Source organism: Amycolatopsis sp., assembly GCF_035276945.1.
GTDB lineage: Bacteria > Actinomycetota > Actinomycetes > Mycobacteriales > Pseudonocardiaceae > Amycolatopsis_E.
In genome coordinates, this window is record NZ_DATELF010000082.1 from 1 (window position 1) to 18,162 (window position 18,162).

The 18,162-nt window shown below is 67.3% G+C and carries 19 protein-coding genes; 12 read left to right on the plus strand and 7 right to left on the minus strand.

The genetic code is table 11. From position 1 onward, the window contains the following. Positions 1–841 precede the first annotated feature (841 nt). Together ltrA and VJT49_RS13885 are read left to right on the plus strand one after the other, a co-directional pair. Positions 842–2,158, plus strand: coding sequence for a group II intron reverse transcriptase/maturase (ltrA, locus tag VJT49_RS13880; protein WP_324165202.1), 1,317 nt, complete (start codon positions 842–844; stop codon positions 2,156–2,158). Positions 2,159–3,146: 988 nt separating this feature from the next. Next, entirely contained in the window at positions 3,147–3,899 is a 753-nt protein-coding gene (locus VJT49_RS13885; RefSeq protein WP_324165203.1) for a methyltransferase family protein, read from the plus strand. On the opposite strand, the gene VJT49_RS13890 is transcribed toward VJT49_RS13885, so the two are convergent. Further along, positions 3,883–4,977, minus strand: coding sequence for a hypothetical protein (locus tag VJT49_RS13890; RefSeq protein WP_324165204.1), 1,095 nt, complete (start codon positions 4,975–4,977; stop codon positions 3,883–3,885). The genes VJT49_RS13885 and VJT49_RS13890 overlap by 17 nt on opposite strands. 51 nt (positions 4,978–5,028) lie before the next feature. On the opposite strand from VJT49_RS13890, the gene VJT49_RS13895 reads away from it, so the two are divergent. The 3 genes from VJT49_RS13895 to VJT49_RS13905 all read left to right on the plus strand — a co-directional run bounded on the left by VJT49_RS13895 (position 5,029) and on the right by VJT49_RS13905 (position 7,813). After that, positions 5,029–5,385, plus strand: a complete 357-nt coding sequence (locus tag VJT49_RS13895) for a hypothetical protein (protein ID WP_324165205.1) — start codon at positions 5,029–5,031, stop codon at positions 5,383–5,385. Between the two features lie 71 nt (positions 5,386–5,456). Then, complete coding sequence (locus VJT49_RS13900; protein ID WP_324165206.1) at positions 5,457–6,650, plus strand: hypothetical protein; 1,194 nt, start codon at positions 5,457–5,459, stop codon at positions 6,648–6,650. Beyond that, a complete protein-coding gene (locus tag VJT49_RS13905) occupies positions 6,647–7,813 on the plus strand; it encodes a hypothetical protein (RefSeq protein ID WP_324165207.1) in 1,167 nt (388 codons plus the stop codon). Before VJT49_RS13900 ends, VJT49_RS13905 begins: the two co-directional genes overlap by 4 nt. On the opposite strand, the gene VJT49_RS13910 is transcribed toward VJT49_RS13905, so the two are convergent. Continuing rightward, on the minus strand, positions 7,804–7,998 hold the full coding sequence (locus VJT49_RS13910) for a hypothetical protein (protein WP_324165208.1): 195 nt from the start codon (positions 7,996–7,998) through the stop codon (positions 7,804–7,806). The genes VJT49_RS13905 and VJT49_RS13910 overlap by 10 nt on opposite strands. Next, positions 7,995–9,650, minus strand: coding sequence for an AarF/ABC1/UbiB kinase family protein (locus VJT49_RS13915; RefSeq protein ID WP_324165209.1), 1,656 nt, complete (start codon positions 9,648–9,650; stop codon positions 7,995–7,997). Before VJT49_RS13915 ends, VJT49_RS13910 begins: the two co-directional genes overlap by 4 nt. Positions 9,651–9,803: 153 nt before the next feature. Between VJT49_RS13915 and VJT49_RS13920 the strand changes: the two genes are divergently transcribed. Genes VJT49_RS13920 through VJT49_RS13930 form a run of 3 tightly spaced genes read left to right on the plus strand, consistent with a single transcriptional unit; the run spans position 9,804 to position 11,673 of the window. Beyond that, a complete protein-coding gene (locus VJT49_RS13920) occupies positions 9,804–10,247 on the plus strand; it encodes a hypothetical protein (protein WP_324165210.1) in 444 nt (147 codons plus the stop codon). Beyond that, positions 10,247–11,002: a hypothetical protein gene (locus VJT49_RS13925; protein WP_324165211.1), complete on the plus strand. Its 756-nt coding sequence runs from the start codon at positions 10,247–10,249 to the stop codon at positions 11,000–11,002. Before VJT49_RS13920 ends, VJT49_RS13925 begins: the two co-directional genes overlap by 1 nt. Further along, positions 10,999–11,673 (plus strand): hypothetical protein, encoded by a 675-nt coding sequence (locus VJT49_RS13930; protein WP_324165212.1) that lies wholly within the window; start codon positions 10,999–11,001, stop codon positions 11,671–11,673. The genes VJT49_RS13925 and VJT49_RS13930 overlap by 4 nt, the downstream gene beginning before the upstream one ends. A 7-nt stretch (positions 11,674–11,680) precedes the next feature. Here VJT49_RS13930 and VJT49_RS13935 read toward each other — a convergent pair whose 3' ends face one another. From VJT49_RS13935 to VJT49_RS13945, 3 genes are all read right to left on the minus strand, one after another. Further along, entirely contained in the window at positions 11,681–12,484 is an 804-nt protein-coding gene (locus VJT49_RS13935) for a methyltransferase family protein (RefSeq protein WP_324165213.1), read from the minus strand. 44 nt (positions 12,485–12,528) lie between these two features. Then, positions 12,529–13,152, minus strand: coding sequence for a hypothetical protein (locus tag VJT49_RS13940; protein ID WP_324165214.1), 624 nt, complete (start codon positions 13,150–13,152; stop codon positions 12,529–12,531). Positions 13,153–13,239: 87 nt separating this feature from the next. Then, positions 13,240–13,644: a thiol-disulfide oxidoreductase DCC family protein gene (locus tag VJT49_RS13945; RefSeq protein ID WP_324165215.1), complete on the minus strand. Its 405-nt coding sequence runs from the start codon at positions 13,642–13,644 to the stop codon at positions 13,240–13,242. 166 nt (positions 13,645–13,810) lie between these two features. On the opposite strand from VJT49_RS13945, the gene VJT49_RS13950 reads away from it, so the two are divergent. The 4 genes from VJT49_RS13950 to VJT49_RS13965 all read left to right on the plus strand — a co-directional run bounded on the left by VJT49_RS13950 (position 13,811) and on the right by VJT49_RS13965 (position 16,802). Then, positions 13,811–14,503 carry a hypothetical protein gene (locus VJT49_RS13950; RefSeq protein WP_324165216.1) on the plus strand — a complete coding sequence of 231 codons (693 nt, stop codon included), beginning with the start codon at positions 13,811–13,813 and terminating at the stop codon, positions 14,501–14,503. Positions 14,504–14,635: 132 nt separating this feature from the next. Further along, entirely contained in the window at positions 14,636–14,908 is a 273-nt protein-coding gene (locus tag VJT49_RS13955) for a helix-turn-helix domain-containing protein (RefSeq protein ID WP_324165217.1), read from the plus strand. Then, positions 14,908–15,216 (plus strand): hypothetical protein, encoded by a 309-nt coding sequence (locus tag VJT49_RS13960; RefSeq protein WP_324165218.1) that lies wholly within the window; start codon positions 14,908–14,910, stop codon positions 15,214–15,216. Before VJT49_RS13955 ends, VJT49_RS13960 begins: the two co-directional genes overlap by 1 nt. A gap of 239 nt (positions 15,217–15,455) precedes the next feature. After that, a complete protein-coding gene (locus VJT49_RS13965; RefSeq protein WP_324165219.1) occupies positions 15,456–16,802 on the plus strand; it encodes an IS4 family transposase in 1,347 nt (448 codons plus the stop codon). A gap of 12 nt (positions 16,803–16,814) precedes the next feature. On the opposite strand, the gene VJT49_RS13970 is transcribed toward VJT49_RS13965, so the two are convergent. Next, entirely contained in the window at positions 16,815–18,065 is a 1,251-nt protein-coding gene (locus VJT49_RS13970; RefSeq protein WP_324165220.1) for a tyrosine-type recombinase/integrase, read from the minus strand. Positions 18,066–18,162: the final 97 nt, after the last annotated feature.

Consider the following 18,162-nt stretch of genomic DNA (forward strand, 5'->3'; position numbering starts at 1 on the left):
CCAGCGACTCGTTGACCTCGACCAACTCCGAGATCTGAGACGCCATCAACGCGATCTGACGATCCCGGGCCACGATCTGCTCGTCCTGCGCCGCGACCCGCGCATCCCGCTCAACCACGAGCCCGATCAGCTCATCGCGAGTCAACTCCTCAGGCACGAGCACCCCAAGATCACAGCAGCTTTGAACCGAAAGATCACCAACGACACGCCGACAACTCAGGAACCGCACCTGCCCCCGCAGTCACAGCCCGCTACACCAAAGCCGCGACCATCACACCCCGCACAGCCGCTGAATGTTTGGAGCGCCGGGATAAACCGGCATGGAGAAGGAGATGAGAGAGCTCTACATCGAAGGGCTAGCGACCCACGGTGGCCCCGAGTCATGCGTTGGCGTCTGTGAGGGTGTCGGCGAAGCGTTGACAGGGGTATGTGCAGGCCGGGCTATTGAGCCGCGAAATCAAGGTGTTCGGGGTGCCGACGCCGTTAAACAGGCCGGAAGGCAACATCGCTGGCGGCGCTATGCGCGAGCCGTCAGGGGACCCCGCGCGGTCGGAGAACCAGGGCATGTACAGAATCTTCATGCACGAGAACCGGGAGATCCCGCGATCGCCCGCCGGGGTGATGTCCGGGCGGGCCGCTCAGGGAACGCTGAGGCGGTAAGCCTGGGATGAACGATCGCGGGAAGTCTGACAGCCCCGTAGTACCGGTGAAGCCGCCGAACAAGGCCGCGTACGCGGCTGCGGAGGTGGTGGAGGAAAGGGGGCTGGCCAAGGGGAACACGGACAGCGCAGCACGTCCCGGACACAGAGCCGGGCCAGGCGTGCCACCTGCGCTGGATCGTGTGCGCGAGGCAGCACGACGAGATAGGGGAACACGGTTCACCGCGCTGCTGCACCATGTCGGCGTCGACCGCCTCCGGAAGGCCTATTGGGCGATCCGCCCGAAGGCCGCGCCGGGGGTGGACGGGGTGACGTGGGTGGCCTATGGGCAGGAGTTGGAGGCCAACCTCCGGGATCTGCACGCCAGGTTGCACGCGGAGCGCTATCAGGCAAAGCCATCACGACGGGTGTATATCCCGAAGGCGGATGGGCGGCAGCGGCCGCTTGGTATTGCCACGCTGGAGGACAAGATTGTCCAGCGGGCCGTCGTCGAGGTGTTGAACGCCATCTACGAGGTGGACTTCCTGGGCTTCTCCTACGGGTTCCGGCCGGGGCGCAACCCGCATCACGCGTTGGATGCGCTGACGACCGGGATCAAGCGGAGAAGGGTGAACTGGGTGCTCGACGCGGACATCCGCGAGTTCTTCACCAACCTTGATCATCGCTGGTTGGCGAAGTTTCTTGAGCACCGGATCGCGGATCAACGGGTCCTGCGGCTCATCCAGAAGTGGTTGAACGCAGGGGTCATCGAGAATGGGGGATGGTCGCAGACCGAGGAAGGGGCACCGCAGGGGGCATCGGCTTCGCCGTTGCTCGCGAACGTCTACCTGCACTACGTCTTCGATCTGTGGGCCCAGTGGTGGAGAAGCCGCTACGTGCACGGCGATGTGATCATCGTGCGTTTCGCGGACGACTTCATCGCGGGTTTCGAGTACGAGGAGGACGCGCGGCGGTTCCTGGCCGAGCTTCGCGAGCGGTTCGCGAGGTTCGGACTGGAACTGCATCCCGACAAGACCCGGCTGATCGAGTTCGGGCGGCACGCCGCCTGGCAGCGACGCAAGCGGGGTCTGGGCAAACCGGAGACGTTCGACTTCCTGGGTTTCACGCACATCTGCGGAAAGACCAGGAACGGGCGGTTCTGGCTCAAGCGCGTCACAATCGCGAAACGGATGCGGGCGAAGCTGGCTGAGGTCAAAGACCAGCTCAAGCGACGCCGGCACCAGCCCATCCCCGAGCAAGGGCAATGGCTGGCCAGCGTGGTGCGAGGACACCGCGCCTACTACGCCGTGCCCGGCAACACCGACGCGGTGAAAGCATTCCGCACCCAGGTCACACGGCACTGGTACAAGGCGCTCCGGCGCCGCAGCCAGCGCACCCGGCTCACCTGGCCACGGATGAACCGCCTCGCGACCCGATGGCTACCACCCGCCCGCGTGATACACCCCTTCCCCGACGTGCGCTTCGACGCCACCACCCGAGGCAGGAGCCCAGTGCGGTAATTCCGCACGCTGGGATCTGTGCGGGGGGCCACCCGCAAGGGCGGTCCCTACCGCGATCCGCCCAGGAACTCCCATCGGTGTAGATGAGGTTCGGTAGTGCCTTCAGCTTCTCCCATTGATCACGGTCGTGCGCATTCGGTCGCCAGTTGTTCGGGGTGCCTTTCCCAGGAGCCTTCAGCTCCACGTACCCGATGCGTCCACCAGGAGAGTCGACCGCAAGATCGGGCCGGGACCTCAGTTCGGAAAGCACCACTTCGTCATGCACGACCAGTGCCATGCCGAAAAGATCGCCGATCCGCTGGATAAGCTTGCTGACTGGCGCGCGTAGGCGATCTTCCTTGCGCCCGTCGCCTCGCATGCGGGGCCTGAGTTCGGCTCCGAATTTCTGCACGATTTGCACGAAGGTCTCGCAGCCGGAACCACGTCTCTTTGCTGCCGCGCCGCGAGACATGGCCACCTCCGGAGCGACGTTTTGATCGTCCTTCTGAGATTCGTCCCTCCTTGGTCAACAAGTCAAGAAGCAGATGAGGGGAAATGTGGGTTCACCAATATAGACCAATTGCGTCGTTGTAATTAGATCATCTGCCGACCACGAGGTACCGCCTGTTACTCAGACAACGGCGGTGGCAGCGAACCGCGACACTTTTTGGCCACCGCTGTCCCCTGAATGGCCGCATGTCCAACATCATTGTCCGCCCGGCACGCAGGTCAACGGGATACACTGGCTGCCCGTGGCCGTGGCGCTATGAGTCGGTGCGAGGTACCGTCCGGCGCACCCGCATGCGGCAAGGTCCTTCATCCTCCGCATAGCTCCGCTTCAGCGTGCGGCAGTTACCTCAGCACGCCTCCACGTTCAGGACCCGCGAGATCATTTCAAGGACGCCGGAAAGATCATGAAATGTGAGGTTGCCACCTGATCGTGTTGTCCGATTCTGTAATACTTCGCGGCGCCTTGCAGATAATCTCGACGCGGGAAAGGACAACAAAGATGGATGAGGTGTTGATCGCTCTGGGCTGGCCGGTGCGGCCGTGCTACCGGCTGCTGCTGATCGGGCACATCGTCGTGCTGACCGCCGCTTTCACGATCGGTGGCTACGCGCTGGCCCGTCCGTTCGGTGATCGGATGGGGGTCGTCGAGGCGCTGCTGTGGTTGCCTTGGCTGCTCTGGTTGGGTTACCTGTTTCCCGCGCATCATCTGCGGGCCGTGGCCGCGGGTGTGCCGCACGCCTATCGGCAGGCTTTCTACCTGCACATCGCGCCCGGTATCTCGTGGAACTTCGCGCAGATGGCCAGACCGGCGCTGGCCGGGCTGGACAGCGACGGACTGGCCGGGCTGCGGCTGGTTCCGGTGACCGTGGGCGTTGTCCTCGCGGCTGTCGGCGGGCTCATGATCGGTGCCGCGTTGCGGGTCATCGGGGTGGCGCGTGCGTTGTTCCTGGGTGAGTACCAGGAAAGCACACGGCGGTTGGTGACGTCCGGGATCTATAGCTGGCTGCGGCATCCGCTTTTCGTCGGTGGAATTGTCGTTTCGCTGGGTTTCGGGGTGTTCTTCCTCCATGCCGGTCCGCTCGGCATGGCGTTGGCCAACCTCGTCGTGCTGCCGGTGTACCTGATCCTGGAGGACGCCCGCTGCCGCAAGGTGCACGCCGCCTACCGTCGCTACCAGCGGGATGTCCGCGGTGCGCTGCCGATTCTCGCGCCGACCCGCTGGACCTACCGGAAGATCAGAGCCCGGCCATGACCCGCAGTACGTCGACGAATGTGGGCAGTAGGCCCTCCGCGCCGTAGTGCATCAGGCGGATCGGCCGCCGCTCGTCGGGCACCTCCGAGGTCACCGCCGGCAGGTCGACCGACGGCATGCCGTGCACCGTGTCCACCAGCAGCGTGGCCGGCAGCGGGCGCGGATACGAGTGGTAGCGGGCGGTCGCCTCGTCGATCGAGACCAGCGAGTAGTGCTGGATGATCCGGCTGACGAACGGCCTGGCCACCGTCCACCGGAACGTCTCGCTCGGCATCGGCGCGTCGAACAGGTGGCTGACGATGCCGAATTCCCGCTCCATGAAGCGTTCCTGGTCGGCCAGCACGTCAGGTGGCAGTGGCCGCACTCGCCCGGCCAACAGCGCCCGCATGCTGAAACCGAGGAACGTCCTGGCCAGCCGGCGGTTCTTCGGGCCGAACATGTTCGTCACCCGGTACGCCTTGAGGTGGTAGGCCAGCGCCCACTGGTTGCGCAGGTCCGTGACCTTGCGCAGGCCCGCCGCCGTGCCCAGGTCGGCGGGTGAGAGCCCCTGCCAGTCCAGTTCCTCCTCGGTGACGAAGAACAGCCCGTTTCCGATGTCGGTCGCCAGATCCAGGACGTCGTCGATGAGCTGGCCGCCGCAGCCAAGGTAGACCGAGAACGCCTCCAGCCATTTCCGGTCCTCCTCCGGCATGGCGAGCACGGCACACAGGTAGACCGGCACCACACCGCGGTAGTACATGAGGTCGAAGTAGTCGGTGACCGAGCGCGGCGCCAGGTCGCCGTACAGTCCCCGCTCGATCTCCGGCCAGCGCATACCCTCGCGCAGCATCGGTGCGAGTTCGGGGTGCAGTGCCAGCACCCGCGCGCCGAACGCGGCCGGGCCCGCACCGGCGGCACCGCGTTCGCTGCGCTCGTCGAACTCCCTGACCTGAAGGTAGAGCTCCGCCCATGCCGCCGCCGGTTCCGGATCGAGCGCGAGGGTGGTCAGAAAACCGATCTTGTCCTGCCGGCGCAGATAGCCCAGCGCCCGCTCCAGGTCCGCCGCTGCCGGCGCGAGGGACGGCAAGGAATCCGCCATGACGGGTATCATGTCATTCCACCGAACAACGCGGCGAAGGAGCCAGTCACCGTGACCAATGCCAAAGCCGACAATCATTCGAATTCGTTCGGTCGCGCCTGCGCCCGGCCGGACCTCGTCGCCACGGAATGCGCTGTCGGCACGGCACGCAGTTTGGCCGGGGCGTCCCGCGTCTTCGCCGACGAACTCGCCCGCGATCGCGACCCGGCGACGTTCCCGATCACCACCGTACGGGCGTTCTTCAGCGCGAACGCCAACCTCTTCCGCGGCCTGGCCGCCGTGGTCAGGGATGTCACCGACGATATCGGCGGGCGGCCCGGCGAACGGGCGGACGACGAATTCGACGTGGTGGCCGAGTCGGTCGCCACACACGTGGGCACCGACAAGTCGGCGCCGCCGAACGCCTGATGGAAATCACGCTGCCCGCTCCGCATCGACGCGATGATCCCGCGGTTTTCCGCACCCACACCGTTTCCGCGGTGGACGTGACGCGAAGACTGCGGCGTTCCGTGGTCGATCTGGCGCCGTTGTTCGGTGACGGCGACGTGATCACCGTTCGGCTCGGCCGGACCGCGTGGCACATCGGGTGGTCACCCGAATGGACGAAGTACGTGATCGGCTCGCATTCGATGTGGGCGGATCTCGACATCCTGCCGCTGGGGCTGGCCGGCCACGCCGCGTACTACGGCATGGGCGGACTGCCGGGCGCGCCACCGGAGCGGCACCGCACGGTACGCACGGCGGCCGTGCGCACCGGGTTCACCGGCGCCCCGAAACCGTCCGTTCTCGAATCGGCCCTGCGTGCCGCCGTGGAACTGGCGAGGCGGAGAGGATCCGGGGAACTCGACCTGGCGATGTTCGCCAGGGCCCTGTTCCTGGTCACCACGGCCGCCACCGTGATGGACCTGGACCTCGATTCCGCCACCGTGCGGCGGATTCTGGATTGGTTCGACCGCTGGACGAAGATCATGTCCAGCCCGCTGATCGCGGTCGGCGGTCCGGCTTTGCCGTTCACGCCGGCCAATCGGCTGAGAAGGCTGCTCGGCCCGTGGTACGGCTACCTGGCCGACCTGCTGGCCGCGGACGCGGGCGGCGGTGGCCTGCTCACCGCACTGCGCGACCAGGTCGCGTGCGGCGACATCGCGCGGCAGGAGGCCGTCGGCTACCTGGCGACGATCCTGTTCGCCGGCACCGAGCCACCCGCCCACACGCTGCTCTGGGCGCACGCGCTGATCACGGCCGTCGAGCCCGACGAACTCGGCCCCGTCGACGCCGGCCGGGCCGACGTGCTGCTGTGGGAGGCGCTGCGAGCCCAGCCCGCGATCGGTGTCGTGGTGCGGCGGGTGTGCGCGGCGGACGGCGGCTACCGGTCGGCGTCGCCGGACACCTATGTCGTCGCGCCGCCGCTCACCCACCGGCGGTCCGACGCACGCAACGGGTTGCCGAGTTCGTTCCGGCCGCTGACCGAGGGCCCGACCCGGTTGGACCCGGACGAGTACCCCGGTCTGGGCGCTGGTTTCCACCACTGCGTCGGCGCCCGGCTCGGCATGTCCGTCGCCCGGCAGGCGCTGCTGTTCCTGCTCGCCGAGACCACCGTGCGCCGCCGGCCGGATCTCGCGCCGCACGGGCTGATCACGTCGGCGCCGCGCAGGCTGCCGGTGGTCACGCTGTGACGGACCGGCCACGTGCGTCGGAACTGTTTCTGGCGCACCTCAACGCCGTGGCGGACACGGACGTGACGGTGCTGCTGCGGTGCGCCACCGCGAGCGACGCGACGCGGGTGCGGGATGCGTTGGCGCGCGGCGGGAGTGCGTCGCCGGTGTCGTCGATCGGCGAGCGGGGGCGGGCGATCGAACGGGCGCGGCGGGCGCCGGTGCGGTTGGGCCGCCTGGAATTGGACGGCGATCCCGTGCGCATCGGGCCGTTCGACGTCGTCACGGCCGGTTCGACCGTGGTGGTTCGGTGGTGTCATCTCGCCGGTGACGCCCGGTCCTGCCAGGAGGTGGTGCTGGACTGCCTGGCCACTGTCGGCCCGGTCTGCCAGTGCGTCCGGTTCGGTGCCAAGCCGTTGACGCCGGCCGATGCGTGGCCGCTGGTGCGGGGTGACAGCGGACTGCTGGATGTCGCTCGAACGGGTGGCGCGGCCGTGGCACCGATGCTCGGTCCGGCGACCCGGCTGGTCGCGACATCGGCGACGGGTGACGACCAGGACGCGTTCGCCGTGGTGCGCTGGTGCGCGGCGCCGGTGCCAGGCGTGTCCCGGTTCGCCCAGGTGACCGGCACGGTGGCCGGTGCGGCCGCGGCGAGGTCACCGGTCCGCGTCGGCGTGACGGTCGACCTGCGCCGCCACGAACCGCTGCTTGCTCGAACCGGCAGCGCTGGCAACCTGTCGCTGGTCGGCTGGATTAAAACCGGCGACACCGCGATCCGACGCCTTGTCGCGCAACGGTTCTGGCGCCAGCAACTGGCCTTCGACGCCTGGCTGTCCCGGCCGGCGACCGCCTGGCTCGCGGCCCGTTCCGACGCCGTGCTCGGTCGGCTGGCCCGGCGGGCGCCCGTCACGGTCACCGAACTCTGGCGGGACGACGCGCCGACCTGCGAGTCCTGTGGGCTGGCGCGGGGTCGGCTGCCGGCCGGGGTGTCGCCAGTCGTCATCCCGCCGGCGCTGCCGCCGGCCGGCCTCACCGTCGGCATCACTCGCACGGATGACGAACTGCTCGTGGTGTTGCGCCGGATGACCGAACCGGGGACATCGGCCAGCGGTTGGCTCGACGCGCTGGTGGCCAGGCTGCCGGCCGAACCCGTGCCGCTCGGCGGTCCGATCCGCTACCGCTGATCGGGTGGCCGGGTGACCAGCCGGCGCACCGCGCGGCCGACCTGTCGCAGCAGGGCCGTGTTGACCTCCACGACGGCCGCCGCCACGCGTTCGACGACGTTGCCGACCCACTGCGCGTCCGGCCGGTCGTCGGGTTCGTCGCGCAGCTCCAGGCGTGGCAGGTCGTCGGGGATGTGCTCGGTCATCGGCGAAACCTCCTCGACCAGTGTCGTAGCACCAGGTTGGCGAACACCGCCAGCAGCACCGCCCAGCCGGGGTTGGCCACCGTCCAGGCCGCGGGACCGGCCAACGGACCACTGGCCGGCGGTGGCACCAGGCGCGCCGCGAACAGGATCGTGCCGACTCCGCCGACGAAAGCGCCGAACCGGACCAGCCGCACGAAGCTGAGCACCAGTTCGTCGGCTGCCGTGCCGACCGGCGTCGGCCGGGCCGGCCCGAGCAGCAGCCTGCGGTCCAGCCAGTCCAGCCCGGCCAGCAGCGTGGCGGGCGAGCCCGCCAGCGCCGTGAACGCCGACGGGTCCTCGGCGGTGGAACGCACCGCCTGCTCGGTCCGCTCGGCGACGAAGTCCACCAGGAAGTCGTCCATCACGCCGAGCCAGTCCACGCCCGGGTCGAGCCGGAGCATCACCATGTCGGCGATCAGGATCGCCCGGTACAGCTGCATCACCTCGGTGCTCACCGGCAGGCGGTAGCGGCGCAGCGCGCTGAGCGTGCTGATCAGGAACGCGCCGGTGCTGCGTTTGCTGATGGGCGCGTCCGGGTCGCGGGCGGCGACGATGTAGTCGTGGATGGCCTGCTTCATCTCGGCTTCGAAGCCGCGCAGGTCACGTGCTGGCAGCGGGCCGACCGACTCCAGGAACAGCAGGTACGCGCCGTGCACCTCGCCGCGCAGGAACGCCTGGCGCAGCCGCAGTTCCAGCGCCCACTGCTTCTCGTCGATCCAGCCGACCAGCCCGAAGTCGATCCAGTTCAGCCCGCCGCCGTCGCTGACGATCAGGTTCGACGGGTGCGGGTCACCGTGGAAGGTCCGGTGGCGCATCGACTGTTCGATCACCGAGCGGAATACCAGCCGGGCTACCGCGGGTGCCGTGATGCCCCGCTGGGCCCACCCAGCGAGCAGGTCGTGATCGCCGCTGTGCAGGGCCGACAACAGGTTACGGACGCTGACGCCGGTCACCCGGTCCATCGTCAGCACGTCCGGACCGCACAGGTGGCGGTGTGGCGCGGGGGCGGAGTGCGGCAGTTCGTCCTTTGTCATGGCCGCGTTGAAGAACGCCAGGTTGGTGGCTTCCCGCTGCATGTCCAGCTCCGCGATGGCGACCCGCCGCAGCTGCCTGGCCACCGCCTTCAGCTGTAGTTCGGCGAACCGAGGAAACCACTCGAGCACGCCGGCGACGACGAGCAGGAAGGACATGTCGACGGCGACCAGTCGCCGGACGCCCGGTTTGAGCACCTTGACCACGACCGGTGTACCGCTGTGCAGCACGGCCCCGTGCACCTGGGCCAGGGACGCGGTGCCGATCGGCTCGTCGTCGAAACCGGCGAACAGTTCGTCCACCGGCCGGCCGAGGCAGCGCTGCACCGTCGCGCGGATTCGTGCCACCGGCACCGGCCGCAGGCTGTCCAGCAGCGTGCCGAGTTCCTCGCAGTAGGCGGCGGGCAGCAGGTCGTACCTGGTCGCCAGCAGCTGTCCCGCCTTGACCACGCCACCGCCGGCACGCTCGAAGTACCACCGCACCACGCGCGGGCCCTTCGCCGGCCGCACCAGCAGCGTGGCCGCGAAGGCCACTGCCGCGACGCAGCCGAGCAGCAGGAGAGCGGGCGTGCGGACGAACAACGCGATGCCGTCTCGAACGGTCCGAATTGTCGACGCTCCTCACGGTATTCGTTCGTACTGATGCGATCATTCCGATGTAGTGGCATCCTTGGTCGACAACAAGGTCGAAGGTCGGCCAGGTCTGGCCGCGAAATTATCAGGGGGGGAGCCGGTATGAGCGTCGACATCCCGCAACCGTTCCGCGCCAAGGTGGAGGGGCCGGTCGGTCCGGTCACCGTCGACGGCATTCCGAACAACTTCGACATCTCGATCGACAAGCTGCCGAAGATCTCCATCGGAGTGGATCCGCTGTCGGTCGCGGTCACGGAACTGCCGAAGATCAACCTCGGCATCGATCCGATCAAGGTCGGACTCGATCCGATCCAGATCGAACCGCTGCAACTCAATGTCGCCATCAATCAGATTCCCAGCGTGCGCGCGCACGTTCCGGCGGACTTCACCGTCGGCATGAAGGTACTCGGGCTGGAGTTGTTCGCCGTCCGCCTCACCGGTGAGGCGCAGATCATCACGGAACCGTTCACACCGAATCCGTGCGAGGAGTCGGCGCCGGTGCCGCCCAGGCCCGTACTCGAGGCCCTGCCGCCGGTGGACGAGTGATGGCGTCCGCGGCGCAGGGCCCGCACATCGTCTTCACCGGCCCGCCGGACGCGCTGGAGGCGATCGTGCCCGTGCATCCCGCCGGCCGCAAGGCGATGCGGGTGGTGGCACGGCAGGAGCGGGAGCAACCGGCGGCCGTGACGGCGCGGGTGCTCACGGCACCGGTCGGCACCGAGGCGACCCTGGTCCGGTTGGTGCTCAGCCCGACGACACCACCCGGCCGCTACGAGGTCACGGTCGCCGCGGGCGACGCGGAGTTCGCCGCGGTCGTCGACGTGACACCGCAGGAGGGGGCCATCGTGCAGCCGGCGACGCCCACCTTCGTCTGCCCGCTGGGTGAGACCGCGCGGACCGCGGTCACCATCCTGAACACCGGGAACACCTCGATCACGCCTCGGTTGGCCTACGCCGTCGGGCTGTTGGAGGACGGCGCCGTCGAGGACGCGATCGGGGTGGGGCTGTCGCTGCGCGCCCGGGCTTCCGGCGAGAGCAGGTTCGAACTGGTCGGCGACGCGCTGGCCGACCGGTACGGCGGCAGGGCCCGGCTGCGGATCACGGGCCTGGACGGACCGATCGCACCCGGCGACATCGCCCAGGCGGTCGTGGAACTGAGCCTGGACGACCGGGCGCAGGCGGGCCGGAGCTATCACGGATCGTGGTTGTTCGAGGGCTCGACGGTGCCGGTCTCGGTGGTGACGCCACCGGGCACCCCAGTGGACAGCAGGAACGGACCATCGTCGAAGGGAACCCGATGACCACGACAGCCACCCATCGCCGACGGCGTGACCCGGGATTCGGCCTTTTCGAGAGCTTCATGGGAACCGCGTGCGAACTCGCCTGCGGGTTGCCCGTGTTCGGCAACCTGCTGTGTCCGTGTCTTTCCGGTGCGGGATGTGGGAACTTCGGCGGGCCGGCCAGGGGCGGTTGTTCCGGTGGCAACTGTTCCGGCGGCGCCTGTTCCGGTGGCCACGGCGAGCACGGGTGCCGGCCCTGCTGGCTGCCGTGTGAACTGGCGCCGATCGAGGCGGAGATCTGCCCGGATTCGGCGGTTCGGGTTCGCTTCCACGTCGTCAACAATTCGCTCGTCACCCGCACGTTCATCGTCGCGGCCACCGGCAGGGACGCCCGGCTGGCCAAGGGCGCGCCGTCCACGGTGACCGTCGACCCGATGAGCAGGGGTGAGTTGGCCGCGGTGATCAGAGTGCCGTTCCGGGGCGAAGGACATCATCACAGGCTGGTCGAACTGACGCTCTGGGTGCGCGGCTGCGCCGATTTCGTCGTACCCGTTCGCCTGCGGCCCGGTGCGGACGAAGGGTGTGGCTTCACGATCGTCCGGCATATCGTCGACCAGCCGGACACGTGCCACACGTGGCAGGACCACTTCGCGGTGTCGCGCACCTGCGCGAGCACCCCGAACAACGGCTGATCGCGATTCAGGCTGGCAGGTCGGGCCGGACCGGGGTCGGCTGGTCCGGCCCCGGCCGGCGCAGCGGGACGATGCGCGGCACCTCCCTGGCGTAGCGGGCGTACCCATCGCCGAGCACCAGGCACAGCCTGCGGTCCTCCAACACGTTGTACACCAGGCCGTAGCCGGTGTTGAGGGCCGCGATCACGATACCGGCCGACGTCCCGGTGACCAGTGCCAGCGACCAGGCCACGCCGATCCCGGACCAGAACAGCGGATGCCGCACCCGGCGGTACGGCCCGCGCCGCACCGGCCGGAACAGTGCCGGGTCACGGAACTCGGCCGCGAAGCCGACCCGTGCCGCGCCCAGCGCCCGCCACGCGCCGAGGAACACGACGAAGGACACGACGGCCACGACGACGCCGGTGAACTGGAGGACCAGTCCGCCCACGGTGTCGGCCGGCGTGGGGAAGAGACCGGCCTTGAGATTCACCCCGTTCCACGCGGGGCGCAGCATCTGACTGAAACCGATCGTGATTCCGGGAAAAATGTCGCGGACGAATCCGCGCCGGTACGGAAATTCCAGCCCGGCGGCCAGATAAGCCTTGCGATGCATGCCGAAATAGTGGCTGTGCCAGAACGACCAGGCTACCCATACGAGGGCGACGACGATCACGATCGACACGGTCGACGCGCCCAACGCCAGTTCGACCAGTGCCTGCACGGCCGCGATACCCACCATGCCGACCGCGAACGACACCCAGATGGCCGCGGCGACCGCTCGTCGCGGCCAGGCACGAGTCACCCCGAGACAGTCCAACAGCTCTGACATTCCGCCCCCAAGCAGAGTTCGCTCCGATTCGTGTCGTTCCGGAACTATCCGGCGCGAATGATGACCGGCACCATCGACGTTGTCATGCCGGGCACGTGGATCGCGCCCTGCAACGGCTGGTCGGCCGGTAGGTCGGCGGGCACGTCCACCATCACCTTGACCACGATCTCCTCACCGGGCACCAGCGTGACGCGGCCCGGTTCGAGTCGCAGCGCGACCGGCACCTGATCGCCGGCCGGGTTCACGAACGCGGTGGGCAGGACGGTCGCGGTGGTCGCCTTGGGCAGGAGGTTCCGCAGTGCGAACGCGGCCACGGCTTCGGTGCCGGGAGCGGCCCGCAACAGCACCGTGGCCGGGCCAGCCGGACCAGGCGTGTCCGCCGGAGCCGTGGCTGACGTGGCGCCCGCGCTCTGTTCCCGGTGTGCCGCGGTGGTCCGGTCCGGCTGGAACCGGGCCGCCAGTGTGGCGAGTTGCTCGAAGAACACCCCGTTGGCCTCGATGACCGAGGACAGCGTCCGGCCGATCGACGCCGGGAGCACCTCGGGCGCGACACCACCGGACAGCAGCCGACCGGTCTCGGCGAAGGTGTCGAACGTGTCCTTGAGCATGTTGACCGGACATCCGATCGGCCGCACCGTGTCGTCGCCGCCCGGCACGTTCGGTTCCATCTGTGTCCTCCGGACATCGGCAACAGTGGGAGGAAATATAGTGGGTGCCGGCCGGTACGCGCGGACGCCGAACACAAAATTACCCAATCAGGCTAGGAAACGCTCGCGAACCGACGGCGCCGGCACAGCACATTCCGAGCGCGAACCGAACCACCGATGCCGGTTGCGCGCCACGAACCGGTACAACCGGTCCCGCGGCGCGAACGGCACGACGGCGATCGCGGTGACCATTCGCCAAGGCCAGCGCAGATGTGTACCAAGCTGGACGACGGCATCCGAACGCGTGTGCACCCGCCCGGCCTCGATGACGTACATCGTCTCGAGATCGACGTCCACAACGCCGACCCGCCGCAGCTCGCGACGGGCCGTGTCGGACTGGAGGGCGGCAAACCGCAACCACCGGTCCCGCTCGTGCCCGACAATCCAGGGCACGACGCGCGAACACATCACGCACGTACTGTCGAACAACAGCAGCGGCGCCTCGTCCACCATCGCATCCCTCGATCGACAACCGTCATCCCCGCCCCATCTTGACGACGACACGGCACGACCGCAACGTGACCTGAAGCGTTCCCGAGGCCCGAACTCAATGCCGGTGCTTGTCTCAATCCGAATTCATATACGAAGCCGAGATGAAGTCGGCCCCCGCGACAACGCCATGATCGAATCAGTCGCCGAACTCCCACCGATCGTGGCCGACCTTTTCGGCGTCCACCCCGGCACGGCCTATGCCTGGGCCCAACTCGCCCAAACCAGCTGGACCGACTACCTCGCCGCCTGCCAACCCAGCGATAAAGAAGCCGTGGGGTGCCGGACCACCGTGTCGTGTCCGGCTCGGTTCGCAGGCCCCTCGCGGCCGGCTGCCATCGTCGCGGTGGACCTGGGCCGAAAACCCCGCTGTGGAGCCAGAAGCCGCATGACCTCTTCGGATCGGGGCATGTGGTCAGCGGGCCGTGCTCCCACATTGCTCCCGAAAAACACCGACGGCCTACCGACGAAGATCATCAGCAGGCCGTCTGAACTGGGAAAACATACTGTGGACCTTATTACCGCTTACTCGAAACGGCCGGACCTCGCAGACGCCCTGGCCAGAGCGGTGCAGCAGATCGAGCGAGCGCAAGACAGGGGCGTTTCCGCCGACCATTCGGTTCGTTCGACCGCCCGAAGCGGGCAACCGCGCCGAGTCGTGGACCGGCTGAGCGCGGCTGAGATTCGCCTCCTGATCGATGCGTTCGAGCGCGGTACCCCGAAGTGGAAGCTCGCCGAGCAGTACGCCATCTCCGAAAGCAGCATCAAGCGCCTGCTGCGCAAGCATCGCGCCGAACAGGACTCGGTTACGCCCGGCGCATGACCCTCATCGCTCCCGGCTCCGTCACCCGTCTCCCTCCGTGACGGAGCCGGGGGTGAGGAGTTCCACTACTCCTCCTCCCCCAGCCAGCTCGGCTGGCAAGCCATCACAAACCTAACTAAAAGGAGGTGAACTATGTTCACAATCAACGCACGCGTCTCGCCCGCAAGGAGCCGAGTCTTCTGGCGTCGAGCGGCGCCAGAAGGCGGCGAGATCGTCGACTACACGGCGCCGGTCCTGTACACCGTCAAAGAAGCCTGCGCCGTGCTGCGGGTCAGCAACTGGAAGCTGTACCAGCTCATCCGGTCACAACAGCTCGCCAGCGTCCGGATTGGCAAGCGCCGACTCGTGCCGCGGGACGCTGTAGACGCGCTGATCGCCCGACTGCGCGGCGAGGAGCCTTGGTAGTGGGCCGCCACGCCAACGGCGAGGGCACCATCTACCGCCGGAAGGATGGGCGGTATGAGGCGGCGGCTTACTTGCTGACCACAAGCGGGAACCGTAAACGAGTCCGGGTGTATGGGAAGACACGGCAGGACGTGCATGAGAAGCTGACCGAAGCCAAAGGTAAGGCTCAAGCTGGTATCCCTACCCCAGAGCGTCAAACGAAGCTCGCGGACTATCTTGACTATTGGTTAGAAAATCTGGTCAAGTCAAACTTGCGACCAACTACTTATTGCTTTTGTGATCCCAAAAATGATCTTCATCGCGATTGATGATCGTCAGGGCGTCGGCGCTGGATACGGACCTTCTCTCCATGATCTCGATAATAGCCAACGCCCAAGGCTAGATTGAGTGGACGTCTAGTCCCAAGGCCGTGAAGTTTGGTGGTGGGTGCGGCTGTCAAGCCTGTTGGAACAGGTAACGGAGTTCCTGCTAGAACAACGTCGACCAAGATCGATGCTCGACAGGAACTCCGTTGGATACTCAGTCTGTCATCACGCGTACGATCACCGTGGCTGGGGGCCGTTTCGCCCCTGGTCATCTTGGTGAACTTACCCAGCAGTTGCCGTTTGAGATGGTCGATGAGGCGTTGGCCGCGACCAAGACCACCCAGTCCCGGTTGCGGGATCTGCCGTCGCGGGTTGTGGTCTATCTGGTGCTGGCCGCCTGCTTGTTCCCTGAAATCGGCTACCTGGGTGTGTGGCGCAAACTCACCGCCGGGCTGGTCGGTATCCCCACGGTGACACCGACCGCCGGCGGACTGTCTCAAGCCCGCTACCGGGTCGGGGTGGCACCGCTGCGGTGGTTGTTCGATCTGCTGTGTGGCCCCGCCGCCACTCGGCGAGGACCCGGAACCCGATGGCGGGGGCTGCTGGTCTGCGCGATCGACGGCACCACTCTGACCGTGCCCGACAGCCCGAGAGTGCTGGCCCGGTTCACCAAGCAGCGCGGTAACCACGGCGGCACCGGCTACCCCCAGATCCGGCTGGTCGCGCTGCTGGCCTGCGGCACCCGCACCGTCATCGACGCCGTGTTCGGCCCCACCACCACCGGCGAGACCACCTACACCCCCCAGCTACTGCGCAGCCTGCGCCCAGGAATGGTCCTGCTGGGCGACCGCAACTTCGGTGCGGCTGAGCTGATCACCCAGATCGCGGGCACCGAAGCCGATGTCATCCGGCTGAAAAACGGCCGAAAAATGCCGGTCCTGGCCCGCTACCACGACGGCTCGTACCTGTCCATGCTGGGGAAGCCGCGGGTGCGCGTCATCGAGTGCGAGATCACGATCTCCACCCCGGCGGGACGACAGACCGGTGTCTACCGGCTGGCCACCACCCTGCTCGACCCGCACCGCTACCCCGCCGGCGAGTTGATTCAGCTGTACCACGACCGCTGGGAGATCGAAACCGCCTACCTGGAGCTGAAATCCAGCATTCTGGGTGGCCGGGTGCTGCGCGCCCGTACCCCCACCGGCATCGAGCAAGAGGTCTACGCCCTGCTCGTGACCTACCAACTCCTCCGTACTGCCATGACCGACGCCACCAACACCCAACCCGACATCGATCCGGACCGCGCCAGCTTCACCATCGCCTACCAAACCGCCCGCGACCAGGTCACCCAGGCCGCAAACGTGATCGCCAGCACCGTCATCGACCTAGCCGGCACCATCGGCCAGCACGTCCTAGCCAACCTGATGCCCACCCGACGGCTACGGGTGTGCCCCCGCATCATCAAACGCGCCATCTCCAAATACCAAGCCCGAGGACCCAACATCAACCGGACCAGCTACAAAGCCACCCTCACCATCAACATCCTCACCGGCGCGCCTCCGCGACAACATCCCAAGATCCCTAACTAAACGGCCTTGCGTCTAGTCCTGGCTCCATCCGCCGTTTGGAGCTTGAGACCGCTTAGGCATCCGGGAGCCAAGGATCTCGGCGGCCTTTCGGTCAGCAGCGGCGACCCAAGCGGCGTACACGCGCAGGGTCGTAGCTCCGCCGCCTCCGTGACCGAGTCGTCCGGCGACGGTGCGGAGGTCTACACCGGCGGTGAGGAGTTCGGTTGTGGAGTAGTGGCGCAGGGCGTGGATGTGGGTGTTGATGCCGAGTCTCGCGGCCATCTTCTTGTAGCGGCTGGAAATGGTGTCCGGTGAGTACGGGACTGACAGGTCGTCGCTGCGGGCGCTCGTGAAGACGTAGGCGTTCTCGTTCCACTTGGCGCCGAGGTCGTGGTATCGCTGCTGGCAGCGTGCCTTGTGTTCGCGCAGCAAGACAACCGTTTCGGTGTCGAGTGCGATGCGGCGCATCTGGTGCGTCTTGGTGTCCTTCTCCTTGCCGTTGCCGCGTAGTTTCGTGTAGGCGCGGCGGATTTCGACGATGCCTTCGTCGAAATCGACCCGCGCCCAGCGGAGCGCGCAGACTTCGCCTCGGCGGATGCCGGTCGTCATGACGAGCCAGACGAGCGTGCCCCAGTCCTCGTCCAGTGTGAACGCCTTGTCGACGAGGCGAGCGGCATCGGCGGGGGAAGGCGGGTCCGGCTGCGGAGGGGTCTGCTTCGGCCGCTGGGCGATACGTGCCGGGTTCGAGCTGATCCACTCCCAGCGGACGGCTGCGTTCAGGACGCCGCTGATGATCGAGTGAACCTGCCGGACGCTTGACGACGCCATGCCCTTGCACTCATGGGGCTTGCACTCCAGTTTCTTGCAGTCGTGCTCGCCCTCGGCATTGTGCTCGACGAATGGGCGGCCATCACAGCGGACGCGGCAGCGGCGAAGTTCGCCATAGAACGTTTCCAGCGTCCGGGCGCTGAGCTTGCTGACCGGCACATTGCCGAGCACAGGGCGGATGGTGCGCTTGATATAGCCGAGGTAGCCGTGGCGGGTGGTGTCCTCGATGTCGGCCGTGCGCAACCACTCGTCGATGGCATAGGAGAGTGTCACCGAGGTGCTCGGCGACCGCTGCTCGTCGACGCGCGCTTGGAGTTTCGTCAGGACCTTGTTGGCCTGTCGGTACGCGGCCTTGTCGGTGCCCTTGACGGTCTCGGCGAGGTAGTTCGGTTTGCCGGTGACGGGATCGATGCCGGCGTAGACGCGGACTTGGAGCGAGTTGCCGCACACCCGCACGTTGCCGCCGAGAGCCTGTCAATGGACAAAGCCATGGACAGGTCGACCGCAAAAGATCTTGAAATCCGGTGAAACACCAGGTCAACCGGAGTGGGCC

Excerpts from the sequence above, each read along its gene's own strand:
- VJT49_RS13885 (WP_324165203.1), top strand. The coding sequence starts at position 3,147 with ATGGATGAGGTGTTGATCGCTCTGGGCTGGCCGGTGCGGCCGTGCTAC.
- VJT49_RS13890 (WP_324165204.1), bottom strand. The coding sequence starts at position 4,977 with ATGGCGGATTCCTTGCCGTCCCTCGCGCCGGCAGCGGCGGACCTGGAG.
- VJT49_RS13910 (WP_324165208.1), bottom strand. The coding sequence starts at position 7,998 with ATGACCGAGCACATCCCCGACGACCTGCCACGCCTGGAGCTGCGCGAC.
- VJT49_RS13920 (WP_324165210.1), top strand. The coding sequence starts at position 9,804 with ATGAGCGTCGACATCCCGCAACCGTTCCGCGCCAAGGTGGAGGGGCCG.
- VJT49_RS13925 (WP_324165211.1), top strand. The coding sequence starts at position 10,247 with ATGGCGTCCGCGGCGCAGGGCCCGCACATCGTCTTCACCGGCCCGCCG.
- VJT49_RS13930 (WP_324165212.1), top strand. The coding sequence starts at position 10,999 with ATGACCACGACAGCCACCCATCGCCGACGGCGTGACCCGGGATTCGGC.
- VJT49_RS13935 (WP_324165213.1), bottom strand. The coding sequence starts at position 12,484 with ATGTCAGAGCTGTTGGACTGTCTCGGGGTGACTCGTGCCTGGCCGCGA.
- VJT49_RS13940 (WP_324165214.1), bottom strand. The coding sequence starts at position 13,152 with ATGGAACCGAACGTGCCGGGCGGCGACGACACGGTGCGGCCGATCGGA.
- VJT49_RS13945 (WP_324165215.1), bottom strand. The coding sequence starts at position 13,644 with ATGGTGGACGAGGCGCCGCTGCTGTTGTTCGACAGTACGTGCGTGATG.
- VJT49_RS13950 (WP_324165216.1), top strand. The coding sequence starts at position 13,811 with ATGATCGAATCAGTCGCCGAACTCCCACCGATCGTGGCCGACCTTTTC.
- VJT49_RS13955 (WP_324165217.1), top strand. The coding sequence starts at position 14,636 with ATGTTCACAATCAACGCACGCGTCTCGCCCGCAAGGAGCCGAGTCTTC.